The following is an 11,494-nucleotide window of genomic DNA, read 5'->3' as shown; positions in this document are numbered from 1 at the left end:
AGTGGGCGGAATGATTCCCAGGGGATAGAATCAGCCAGACGCTTGAGAACTGGCTTTTTGTCCTGGAGCTTTGTGACTCTTTGCTGCTCGTCCCAAAAGCCTCTCTGACCCACGGTTGTCGTGAAGATTGCTGAACCGAGCATAATTGGCATCATGTCGCAATCAAGTGTCTTGTTGATTTTTCGAGGTGCCCTGAAGACATCTAGGGAGATCCTGGAAAACCTGGTTTGTCTGCGCGACAATGGTCCTGTGATCGCAGACCAGGATTGGGTAGATCGGTGGCAGGAACTCGGTTTCACCGACTACGAGCAGAGCACAGCCAAGAAGCGCACCAAGCGGGAGAAGTTCCTGGCAGAGATTGAGCCTGTGGTTCCCTTGCAGGCACTGATTGAGCTGATCGAGCCCTGCTGTCCAAAAACGACCAAGATGTAACGACCAAGATGGGCGTAAGGCCTCCGTACCCGCAGGCCACCATGCTGAGGATCCACCTGATGGAGCAGTGGTACTCGCTCTGCGATCCAGCTCCCCCGGCAACCGCCCAGGCCTTCCTCCAAGGGTAAAGAGTGAATCAGCCCAGGCTTTGCTCCGGCTTGGAGGTCACGTGGATGATGGCCCCAAGCACGGCCTCGAATGAGCGGGAGCTCCATCGTCGGCTGGTGCAAGACCTCCAGATGGAACAGATCCGGCTTGCCACCATCACCAGGTTGATGATCCTTCTGCGACCATGACTCGACGGATAACTACTGAATTAATAGCCATTATCGCAAAAATTATGTCATTTCAAAGAGAGTGGAGATCATCGTCTTGCTTTGGCGGGATCAGCCGTTATTTGAGGACAAGCTGAGAGCTGCTCATAGAGCGATAAGCTACCAATGCACTGATCCAGAAGAAGGGTCGTAGAAGCGTAATCCTTGAGAATATGGCACCATGAGTAAGAACCCATCAGCAGGAATATCGGCCATGAGATATGGCATGGCATTGGTTACCGAAGGGACTGAATCCAAAATGTATCAGAAATGAGTAGGGTGAGCCCTCTCATGCTCGATGTTCTGGACTCCCTTGTTCTTTGTGGCAGCCTGCATCCCATTCGGCCGGCACATTGCCATGTGCCGGGTAGCCGCCTTTGTCCTTGAGCATCCTGGCTAGGTGCAGACAATTCCAGGTCAGGAACACGGTGTTCCTGTTCGTGAAGTCGTTCTCCGGACCACCCGAATCTGGATCGAGATAGGAGGGTCCAGGGCCAGCTTCGCCAACCCATCCAGCATCGGCCTGTGGTGGAATTGTATAGCCAATGTGGGAGAGGGAGAAAAGGATATTCATAGCACAGTGCTTGATACCATCCTCATTTCCGGTTATCAAGGTGGCTCCCACTCTGCCGTAGTCACGGTATTGACCCTTGTCATTAACCAGATGGGTATATCCGTACATGCGCTCGAGAACACGATTGCAGACAGATGTTTTCTCCCCTAGCCAGACTGAGGTGCAGAGCAGAAGAATGTCGCACCGATCAATTCTCTCCTGAATCTGAGGCCAGTCATCCCGGTCCCACTCCGGTGTCTGGCTCATATCAATTCCAAGTCCTGCGGGTATCTCATAGTCCACTGGACGAATTAAATCACAGCTGGCACCCACTGAATCAAAGATGCTTTGGGCAATACTAATGACTCCTTCGGTATGAGAGAGGACTGGTGTTCGATTGAGAGTGCAGTTGAGGATCAGGGCCCTCAAGTCAGAGTAGTGCGAAGGAGGATCTGCACTCAGGCTGAGGAGTTTTTCCTTACATTGTTCACTTGGCATGGAACGCTAACATGACATGAGTCCATGTTAACAATCAGCGGCCTGCGCCAGTGTCCCTTTGCGTGGTGTAAACAGTGAATCTTATCGTCGTCGTACCGAGTGCCAATATGATTCCCATTTTATGATCAGCACCTTATCCATATCTTGAAGCCTTCGGCGTTTCACTCTTGATCCAGGAAGTTCCATTGCTTCTGCCTCAAGACTAGGGTTGACTCAGGGTGTGTGATTTCTCTGATAATCTTCTGCTGCTCGGGTTATCCTCCCTGGCCAGAGAAAAGTATTGAACGGTCGGCGTCCTAGGCTTCTCCGATATCCAAGGGTGTTCTTTGTCGATAGACTCACCACAGCACCAAGCCTCTCAGCAAGCCTGATACACCGCTGGAACACTTGGGGCGTGTAGCATTGCACATCAAGCTGGTTGCACCCGTGAAGGGGAATTAGCCTGGTTTGGAAGGACTGAATACTGCAGAAGATTGCCTTGCTATAGAGGCGCCGCAGCGCATAGAACTCCGACAAGCGGTAATTTGCAAAGAAGTGGTCATCAACTTGGATCCCATCACCGTGGCGGGCTTCATGCATCAAGTCTTGAATGCTCATCGATCGATACTGAGGAGACTGCACCCAGACCACAGGGATTAACCCGTGCCGTCGCGCTTCTTGGGCTGTCGTCTGCTGCATTGGTTCGGAAACATTCCGAAAATCGAGAAATACTACTTTATATTTCTCTGCACGTATCTGGGCCATGACATGGGTAAGCGTTTGCGTCGAGTTGTAATACCAGATCTGAGGCTTGGACAGCCACGTTCCGTTTGGGCCCGCATTGACGACCGTAGGAGCCAAAGCCAGCCCTGCAACCACGAACAGGGAGCTCATCAACCCCAGCTTTCCGAGATTCGTCAGGACATTTCGATTCAAAACGATACTCGCAGATTCATCGGAGCTTCCAGAAGCCACTGTCTCTGGATGTTCTGTCTCAACGAGCTGGGCGGCACAAGGTGCTTCATGCATGGCAGTGAAGATTGCTGTGATCCGAAGCCGTCTGTATCTTGTGGCCGTTGTGGATGGTCAAGTGGCGGGATTGTCCACCGTCAGTCGAATGGCTTGGCATTGCATCAAGATGCCATCACTCCATCATGGCTCCTGAACGATCACAGCAGGCCCTACCGCCACTGCCGACACCCCTGAGGGGGGGGACTGGATCACCCAGGAGTTCAGCCCCTCACTGCTGTCTGACTCATCACCCTGGATCGGGAACCACAGGTCATCGGGCAGTTGTTCAGCTTTGTCATGGACGATTCTCCTGGCCCAAACACTCTGGAGAAGCCGACCATAACGACCAGGGGACGTGATCCAGCTGTCTGTATCAGCTACAATCGGTAGGCTTTACTGGAGAACTGTGCTTGAAGAAAATTATTGGCCCACTACGTCGAGCAACAATCTATGGCCTGATCAGTTATGCTGGTCTTGTCCTGATCAACAATTCTGAGCTAAACCTCCCTAATATGTGGATCGCCTATCTGCCGATGTTTATTGGTGTTTATGTGTTAACACAGTGGGTCGATAGGAAGATTGGGAGCTGAACTGATCACCAGCGAGGATGTTGTGTCTCATGCTGACATGACCATCCAGCCCCTGAGGGTTCTCGCCCAGCCTCCCGAAGTTGATCATGTGTCTCATTCACTCCGGCCCCATTCCATGGGCGCAAAATGAAGGCGGGGTCCGCAGCCAACAAACCAACCTAGCCGATGCACAACAGTTTCTTCGCCGACTCCCTTGACCAGGCCACCGTCAGACGCAGGATCCTTGGCCTTGAGCAGGGCGTGGTGGGCTTCTACAGCATTGGCCTCTACCCAGCTTCCCTCGCCTACAACAGCGCCATGCATGGTGGCGGCGACCACTTGCTGCTGGCACCGCGGCCGGGTCGTTCTCTGTTCGGGGCCTTCTCGCCGCGTGATCTGTCGGGCATGGACCCGACCCACGTGGCCACGATGGAGCGAATGTTGTGTCACAAGCATGATGGCCGCCTGCAGGAATACACCCTGCGCGACCTGATCGAGCTCTGTGATCTGGTGGTGCTGACCGCCAACAGCAACCACATGGAGCAGGACCTGCTCGAAGCTTGCGAGCTCCGGCGCGAGCTCGAGCGGGAGCAGGTGGTACTGGCCTGCCTGGCGGGGTCCTTCAGCCACGACCCCCTGCGCAACGATTCCTATGTGCTCTGCGAGCGACAACCCAACCTGGCGTTCTTTTCCGGTTTCCATCGCCACGGCGCTCTGCGTGATCCTGTGGACAGTTTCACGGCCAATTTCTGCCATCCCAATGCGATCACGGCTCTGCTTGGGGCCCGGCTGCTCGACAGGCTATCGCCGAACATCCAGGTGTCCCCGGGTGTCCATAACGTGGAAGCCCAGTACATCAAGGCCGCCAAAAATATCTCCTCAATCTTCGCGGGCTTCGGCTATGGCTATCATGCTGAAAATACCGGCATTCTGCCGACCTTGCTGACCCTGCTGCTGGACCAGTGCCTTGATCAGGCTTCCTCCGTTTCCATGCGTCGGAAAGACCGCCAACGGCTCTACGGTCGCCAGCCGTTCCCTCTCACTGAGCTTGGCTATGGGGTGCAGCGCATCGAAGCCACCCTGAACCGCGGTGGCGACTTGGAGAAAGTCCGCGACCACACCTTCACCCAGCTCACGGCGATCGTTGCCGATGTGCGCGGCAGCATGATGCTGCCTGTCTGTGGCAAGCCCACCCGAAACTTCCAGGCTGGCCAGATCCTGGCTGAGGGCATGCGCAAGTTTGGACGTTGCCCCCATGATGTCGATGAATTCGAGCAGTGGTGTGAACAGGCCGGTGTCAAGAAAGGAGGACTTGAAGGCCTCAAGGCATTGCGCTACTGGCCTCAGATTGTAATCAATTACAGCATTCAGGCCCATGACGCTTCAATGGTGAATCTTCTCTACATGGCGATCTTCGGCAAGAGCGACACCAAGACCGTCGCCTTCCGGGTGATGACCGAGAGCCGCGAGTTGTCCAACTACTGCCAGGAATCGGTCCGCCCTTCCCACAGTCGTCGTTACACTGAGGCACTGCAGAATCTCGATCGCCCAGAAGCGTTGCAACTGGTGGCCAATGCCGTAGTTGCCGACAACGCCAGGCGTGCCATCCCCGATGACAGCAGCCCTGAGGATGCTCATGACAGCAAGGATTCTCCGGCTTACCTGAGAGTCATGAATGCGATTGAGAATGTCTGGTAAGTCAGCGGCTGCCTCCAGCGCTTGGCATGATTGCCATCTCCAACCAGGAATCATCCACATTCATCAGAACCCATCCTATCGAGTCAGCACGACGTTGTCATCAGAATTGATGACGATGCCTCCATTCCAGTCAGCCCGAAGCCAGTGAGTAGCCCTCCAGCGCCGACTCCAGGCTGATCAGACCTGCTGCAATGGAGCGCACCACAGCCTTGGTTCGATTGTCGACGCGAAGCTTCTGGTAGATGTGCTTCACATGCGTCTTGATGGTTTCAGGGCTTACCACCAGTTGCTTGCTGATCTGCTCGTCGCTCAGGCCGAGCATCAGACGGTTGAGCACCTCCCGTTCCCGTTCCGTCAGGGGTTCCACTGGAGGGGGTGGTGCCTGCTGACGCAGGATCGCCGCGACGGGCTGTGGGTAGTAGACCCCTCCACCGGCAACGACCCGCAGGGCAGGCATGAAGCGCTCCGATTGGAAGCAGATCCCGTCACAGCCCCTGGCCAGGGCCTCCCGCACCAGGGATTCGCTGGAATCATCGGCCACAAGCAACGTCTTGATGGAGGGATTCAGCGCTTCGGTTCGGGCCACCAATGAAAGCCCTGTTCCCTGCTGCAGCTGCTGGCTGGCAACCAGCAGCCTGGGCTGATGCTTCCGCACCAGTTGAAAACCCTCATCCTCGGTGGTGGCAGCACCAACCAGGCTCTTCTGAACTGGCGTGATGCACATGAAGGACCCCAGCCACTTCATGTGCTCCAGGCAGGCAACGGTGGTGTGATCGGCCAGAAGCTCCTCCAGCTCCTCCAGCAAGGCGGGGATCTCCGGGATGAGGTCCGTCAGGTCCAAGGGTGGTTCAACGTCAGCTCCCAATGATCACCGGATGCGGGGCTGTTGGCACAACGTCCGTAAACCCTGCTGAACCCCATTGGCGGCGGGGTGTTGATTCCGGCTGAGGGGGCGAGAATCACGCCGATCGGTTGCCAACGCCGTCTGCCAGCATGCTGCGATGGATGCAACGAAGCTGCTTCGCCAAGTTGGTGTCGGGTCGAGCCGGAGACCTTCCACTTGAAGCGATGCTATTGAAATCGGGCTGCCGGAATGATCAGAATCATCACATGGCGCCTGTCATCACCTCGGCACTGCTCTGCCTGCGGACTGCTCCGTTTACACGGTCAGAGCGCACCTTCATCGCCCGTGTACATCACTCCCCCTACGCTGCCGTTGGAGTTTCCAGTGCATTGCCACGGTGCCTGGGCGCCATCAACGTTGAATATGAAACGCGTGCCAGCTTCGGAATCGTTTTCTGACACCGTGCCGGTGACTCGAGCTCCGACGGTCTTCTCGACCTCTGCGATGCATTTCGCTTCGAGTTCGTCTGCTGTCTTTTGGCGTTCTGGAGTTGATGCTGCACGATCAGTTGTGGGCGAGCCTTCCATTCCGGCATTGGCATCGCCTGTTGGTATCGAAACGACGGTGACACCATCCAATTCTGCGACTGTTGAGCCGCCAAGCGCGGCAGCGGCTGCTGCCGTAGGGCAGCCGACCAGCATGGCGCTGTCATCAAGCCACTTGATGGTGGCTTCGCTTTCGCCAAGGCGACGGCAGGGATCACCGTTGTTGGGATAGCCATTGCCGAAGGGCGCGAGGCTTGCTGGGATGGCCACCACCGCCTTGACAGTGCTTGCAGCGCCATTGGAGTCCTGGTCTGCGCCCTTGTCGCTGCTTCCGCACCCGATCAGAACCATGGCGGCCATGGCAGTGCCGCTCAAGACTGCTGTGCGTTTGATCGTCCCTGCAGAATCCAAATCAATCCTCAAGTCTTGCCCCCTGTCTGCTTTGCTAACTGACTAATACTTTATCACGATATCGGTACAAGACATTTTCACTGGATGCCATAGTCGTCTCGCTGCCAGCATGAAGGCTGACAATGGCCTGCTGCTCTGCGAGCCCGCATCGACAACGTCGTGGTGGTCATGAGAATGCAGTCTGGAGAACAATGGCAACAGCAACAGGGTGCGCCCGGGGCTGGTCATCGCTGGACTCTGTTGTGGCGGAGCTCATGCACACCTGCTGTGGTTGTTGTCCGGAAACCCTCAGAGGCTGGGGTTCAGGGCGATGTCCCCTGCGTCGCCTGAGCTGGTCGGTCCGATCTCGCCGATGGAGCGCATCAGCGGTGTGATCGAGAGCCCCTGCACGATCACCGAAAAGGCCACCACGGCGAAGGCCACCGTCACGACGTCGTCGCGATAGGGGAGGCTTGTGGGAAGCCCCAGTGACAGGGCCAGAGCCAGGGCCCCGCGCAGACCGCCCCAGAAGAGCACGTGCTGGTGGCTGGCCTTCACCCGCAGAGGTGAACTCCGGAACAGGCTGCAGCAGACGTAGGTGGAGAGGGCGCGGCCGATGGTCACCAGGGCGATGGCGATGCCGATTGGCAGCAAGACCCGGGTGAAGTTCTGGTGCGCCTCCAGCATCCCCATCAGCAGAAAGATCAAGGAATTCACCACGAAGGCGGCGTAATCCCAGAACGACTGCACAGCCTCGCGCCCCTTGGGGGAGATGGCGCCCAGGGGGCCAAGGTTGCCCAGCATGATTCCGGCGGTGAGGGTGGCCAGCACCCCCGACACCTCCAGGTGCTCCGCCAGCAGAAACGAGCCGTAGGCGGCAATCGTGGTGAAGGTGATTTCCACCAGGGGGTCTTCGGTGCGGCCGGCCAGGACCAGCACAGCCGCTGCCAAAGAGGCGCCGCAGGCCACCCCTCCCGCGATCGTGACCGCCAGGACCTGCACTGTGCCCAGCGGCGTGATGGCGGCCCCAGTGGCGTAGGCGATCGCGATCACGAAGCCCACGGCGGCGGTGCTGTCATTGAGGAGGCTCTCCGCTTCCACCAGCTCCCTCAGCCGGCCATGCACGCCTGCCTCCTTGAAGGTGGCGATCACCGAAACCGGATCGGTGGCCGAGATCAGCACACCGAACAACAGCGACGCCGGCCAGCTCCAATGGGCCAGGTAATGCATCCCCGTTGTGGTGATGCCGGCGGAGAGGACCACCCCCACCGTGGCCAGGGTGAGCACCACCGGCAGGTCCTTGCGCAGGGACGGCCAGGAGATGTAGAAGGCCGCCTCGAAAATCAACGGTGGCAGAAAGGCATTGAAGATCAGCTCCCGCGTCAGGGGGATGTCGAGGCCGAAGGGCAGCCAGGCCAGCACGAGGCCCCCCAGCACCAGCCCCACGCTGTACGGCATCCGCAGCCTGCGGGCCACCATGGCCACCACGGCCGCCACCAGCAGGAGCAGTTCGACCGATTCGATGGTGAGCATGGGCAGGGTGTGCGGCGTCCGCTGCAGGTCCTGAAGTCTGGTGGCTGGCGGTCGCCAGCAGCCTGCTCACCGCACTTCACAGTCTGTTACATTGTCTGTAGCACTTCGTAACGCTCATGACTGATTCCGCTTCCCGCTTCGGGTTTGTCGCCTTTGCCGAAACCTGGAATGGCCGCCTTGCCATGCTCGGCTTCGTGATAGGGCTCGGCACCGAGCTGCTCACAGGTCAGGGGATTCTTTCCCAGATCGGGCTGGGCTGATCGCCATGAGTACCGACTACACCGCAGCCACTGCCGTCGTCATCGCCCTCGTGGTTGTCCTCACCGGCATGGTGGCCTTCCTGCTCAGCCGTCCGAGCGATCTGGCGCAATAGATCAGATTGCCGCCACCCTCACCATCAGCTTGTTCAGCACCTGGCTTGTTTCTGCGCAGCTGCAGCCAGGCCTCCTGAGTTAACGACCAACCTTCATCCACTCACTTCAAGGATCAATGACCAACACTTCAGTCAATGGACCCAGCCTCCAAACGCGCACCGACCGGCAGATCCATCTGGATCAGCTCAAACGCGCTGAGCTTTTCAATGGCCGCGCCGCCATGCTCGGTATTGTGATCGGCATTGTCGTCGAGGGGCTGACGGGCTTCGGGATTGCCCACCAGATCGGCCTTGGTGCCCTTGTTGATGGCTATGCAGCCTGCCGCACCCAGTACCTGCCGTTCTGTTTCTGATCCTCAGGTCCTGGCCTGGATCACTGCAAGCCCCTGGGCCTTGCCTGGGGGTAACCACCCTCTTCATCAGCTCGAGCAGATCTGGCCTTCCAGCCGAACAGCCACCGGCATGCGCAGCAGACGCAGGCCATTGGCAATCACGATCAGGCTGGTGCCCATGTCTGCGAAGACTGCCATCCACATCGTGGCGTTTCCAGCCAGGGTGAGTATCAGGACAAGAGCTTTGATTCCCAGCGCCAGCGCGATGTTCTGGCGCAGGATTCGAAAGGTGCGCTGTGAAAGAGCGATGGTTTCCGGCACGCGCATCAGATCGTCGTTCATGATCACCACATCAGCCGCTTCCATGGCGATGTGGGTGCCGGCTGCTCCCATCGCAAAACCGATATCCGCCTGGGCCAGTGCCGGCGCGTCGTTGATCCCATCACCGGCCATGGACGTCGTTCCATAGCGGGCCTGCAGGTCGGATACCGCCTCGAGCTTCTCGTGGGGCAGCAGGTTGCTCTTCACCCGAAGGATCCCTGCCTGGGCCGCAATCGCAGCGGCGGTGGCTGCGTTGTCACCCGTGAGCATCACCGGAATGACGCCCAGGGCCCGAAGCGCCTCCATCGCCGCTGCTGAATTGGGCCGCACGGTGTCGGCGACGGCGATCATGGCCAGCACGCCGTTGTCATCGGCCAGCAGGCTGATCGAGCGGCCCAGTCGCTCGTGGGCTTCCATCGTGGCTTCCAGTGCGCTCGAGCACAGCCCCAGTTCTTCGACCCAGCGGTGATTCGCCAACATCAGAGGTCGCCCCGCGATCACGCCGCGCACCCCTCGCCCCGGCAAGGCTTCGAAGGCCTCCACCGTCAGTCGCTCCCCATCAAGACCTGCAGCAACGGCCCGCGAGACGGGATGGTCGGAGCGCTCCGCCAGGCTGCTGGCCAGTTGTTGCAGCCCAGCAGCATCGCCGCCCTCCTGCAGGAAGAGGAAGGCCACCAGTTTCGGCTTGCCCAGGGTGATCGTGCCGGTCTTGTCGAGCGCCAGCACCTTGATCTTGCGGGCCTCCTCGAGGTACAGACCACCCTTGATCACGATCCCGCGCCGTGCGGCGGTGGCCAGGCCGCTCACCACCGTGACCGGGGTGGCGATCACCAGTGCACAGGGGCAGGCGATCACCAGCAGCACCAGGGCCTTGTAGATCGCCTGCAGAGGTGTGAACCCCAGCAAGGGCGGCGCCAGCAGGGCGACAGCCAGGGCGACCGCGAAAACCGCGGGTGTGTAGCGCGCTGCAAAACGATCGACGAAGCGCTGGATCGGCGCCCGGGAAGCCTGGGCTTCCTCCACGGCCTGAATGATCCGCGCCAGGGTGCTCAGCGAGGCTGGAGCCGTCACGCGGATCTGGAGCTCGCCGCTCTGATTGATCGTGCCGGCGAAGACCTCATCTCCACGGCTCTTGTCCACCGGCAGGCTTTCGCCGGTGATCGGGGCCTGATCGATCGTGCTCTCGCCGCTGTGCACGGTGCCATCGAGCGGCAGCCGCTCGCCCGGGCTGACGCGCACCAGATCACCGATCACCGCCGCACTGGCGGCGACTCTTCGCCACCGGTGATCCTGCTGGAGGATCTCCGCCTCGTCGGGGGCCATCGCCATCAGGCTGGTGATCGCCTGGCGAGCCCGATCCACCGCCCGCGCTTCGATCGCCTCAGCCACCGAGTACAGCGCCATCACCATGGCGGCTTCCGGCCAGCGACCGATCAGGAAGGCGCCCATCACCGCCACGCTCATCAGCGCATTGATGTTGAGCCGGCCTTGGCGCAGAGCGGCCAGGCCCTTGCGAAACACGGACAAGCCCGCCAGAGCGATCGCGGCGATGGCGATCCCGATCTCCAGCAGTTCGCGGCCCGGGAAGACGGGAATGACCAGATGCAGCAGCTCTGCCGTGATCGCCAGTGCCAGGGAGCTCCCCAGACGGATTCGCTCGCGCTGCCGTTCGGCGCGGGTCTGGGCCGCAGACGGCCGGTGATCGGGGCTGATCGGCTCCGGGCTGAATCCAAGCCGGCGGATCGCTGCAAGGGCGGAACTCAGTGCAGCGGCTTCGGCATCGATGGCCAGAACGCGCTCGGCGAGCAGGAACCTCAGGCCGTGGATTCCGTCGAGACCTGAGAGGGCTTGGCGAATCTCGGCCTCCTCCGTGGCGCAATCCATCGCGCTGATCCGAATCAGCACTTCCGTCCCGCTGGCCTGCTGAGGCTCCAGGCTGGCCCGCTCCGGCTGCTCGCCTGATCCACTAAGGAGACTCTGGAAAACCCCACCACCCTGCGCGAGAATGGCCTTGTGATCCCAACCGTTTACAGGCTTCATGGGCGTCAAGCAGTTCGGTTTTGGTGATTACGAGCAGTCCACAGCCAAAAAGCGGACCCGGC

Annotated in this window: 10 protein-coding genes; 4 read left to right on the top strand and 6 right to left on the bottom strand. The window is 59.3% G+C overall.

The window, feature by feature from the left end:
• The first annotated feature begins 120 nt into the window (after positions 1–120).
• Entirely contained in the window at positions 121–432 is a 312-nt protein-coding gene (locus FPZ61_RS16020) for a hypothetical protein (RefSeq protein ID WP_185467401.1), read from the top strand.
• 603 nt (positions 433–1,035) lie between these two features.
• Here FPZ61_RS16020 and FPZ61_RS14845 read toward each other — a convergent pair.
• Both FPZ61_RS14845 and FPZ61_RS14840 read right to left on the bottom strand, forming a co-directional pair.
• Positions 1,036–1,797, bottom strand: a complete 762-nt coding sequence (locus FPZ61_RS14845; protein WP_185467400.1) for a flavodoxin family protein — start codon at positions 1,795–1,797, stop codon at positions 1,036–1,038.
• A gap of 213 nt (positions 1,798–2,010) precedes the next feature.
• Entirely contained in the window at positions 2,011–2,670 is a 660-nt protein-coding gene (locus tag FPZ61_RS14840; RefSeq protein ID WP_185467402.1) for a hypothetical protein, read from the bottom strand.
• 872 nt (positions 2,671–3,542) lie between these two features.
• Here FPZ61_RS14840 and FPZ61_RS14835 point away from each other — a divergent pair.
• Complete coding sequence (locus tag FPZ61_RS14835) at positions 3,543–5,054, top strand: hypothetical protein (protein WP_185467399.1); 1,512 nt, start codon at positions 3,543–3,545, stop codon at positions 5,052–5,054.
• 130 nt (positions 5,055–5,184) lie between these two features.
• Here FPZ61_RS14835 and FPZ61_RS14830 read toward each other — a convergent pair whose 3' ends face one another.
• The 3 genes from FPZ61_RS14830 to FPZ61_RS14820 all read right to left on the bottom strand — a co-directional run bounded on the left by FPZ61_RS14830 (position 5,185) and on the right by FPZ61_RS14820 (position 8,366).
• Positions 5,185–5,895 carry a response regulator transcription factor gene (locus tag FPZ61_RS14830; protein WP_185467398.1) on the bottom strand — a complete coding sequence of 237 codons (711 nt, stop codon included), beginning with the start codon at positions 5,893–5,895 and terminating at the stop codon, positions 5,185–5,187.
• Between the two features lie 326 nt (positions 5,896–6,221).
• Positions 6,222–6,818, bottom strand: a complete 597-nt coding sequence (locus tag FPZ61_RS14825) for a hypothetical protein (RefSeq protein WP_185474891.1) — start codon at positions 6,816–6,818, stop codon at positions 6,222–6,224.
• A gap of 324 nt (positions 6,819–7,142) precedes the next feature.
• Entirely contained in the window at positions 7,143–8,366 is a 1,224-nt protein-coding gene (locus tag FPZ61_RS14820) for a sodium:proton antiporter (RefSeq protein ID WP_185467396.1), read from the bottom strand.
• Between the two features lie 116 nt (positions 8,367–8,482).
• Between FPZ61_RS14820 and FPZ61_RS14815 the strand changes: the two genes are divergently transcribed.
• Together FPZ61_RS14815 and FPZ61_RS14810 are read left to right on the top strand one after the other, a co-directional pair.
• The gene (locus FPZ61_RS14815) at positions 8,483–8,626 is read left to right on the top strand and encodes a chlorophyll a/b-binding protein (protein ID WP_006171031.1); all 144 of its coding nucleotides are present in this window, start codon (positions 8,483–8,485) and stop codon (positions 8,624–8,626) included.
• 229 nt (positions 8,627–8,855) lie between these two features.
• Complete coding sequence (locus tag FPZ61_RS14810; protein ID WP_185467395.1) at positions 8,856–9,092, top strand: chlorophyll a/b-binding protein; 237 nt, start codon at positions 8,856–8,858, stop codon at positions 9,090–9,092.
• 66 nt (positions 9,093–9,158) lie between these two features.
• Here FPZ61_RS14810 and FPZ61_RS14805 read toward each other — a convergent pair whose 3' ends face one another.
• Complete coding sequence (locus FPZ61_RS14805; RefSeq protein ID WP_370594297.1) at positions 9,159–11,297, bottom strand: heavy metal translocating P-type ATPase; 2,139 nt, start codon at positions 11,295–11,297, stop codon at positions 9,159–9,161.
• Between the last annotated feature and the right edge of the window lie 197 nt (positions 11,298–11,494).

Source organism: Synechococcus sp. BSA11S (genome assembly GCF_014224355.1).
GTDB lineage: Bacteria > Cyanobacteriota > Cyanobacteriia > PCC-6307 > Cyanobiaceae > Regnicoccus_A.
This window is presented reverse-complemented; position numbering and strand designations above follow the sequence as displayed.

Bases quoted from the DNA above. Each gene is read 5' to 3' on its own strand.
- FPZ61_RS14810 (WP_185467395.1), top strand. From the start codon at position 8,856: ATGACCAACACTTCAGTCAATGGACCCAGCCTCCAAACGCGCACCGAC.
- FPZ61_RS14835 (WP_185467399.1), top strand. From the start codon at position 3,543: ATGCACAACAGTTTCTTCGCCGACTCCCTTGACCAGGCCACCGTCAGA.
- FPZ61_RS14845 (WP_185467400.1), bottom strand. From the start codon at position 1,797: ATGCCAAGTGAACAATGTAAGGAAAAACTCCTCAGCCTGAGTGCAGAT.
- FPZ61_RS14820 (WP_185467396.1), bottom strand. From the start codon at position 8,366: ATGCTCACCATCGAATCGGTCGAACTGCTCCTGCTGGTGGCGGCCGTG.
- FPZ61_RS14815 (WP_006171031.1), top strand. From the start codon at position 8,483: ATGACTGATTCCGCTTCCCGCTTCGGGTTTGTCGCCTTTGCCGAAACC.
- FPZ61_RS14840 (WP_185467402.1), bottom strand. From the start codon at position 2,670: ATGAGCTCCCTGTTCGTGGTTGCAGGGCTGGCTTTGGCTCCTACGGTC.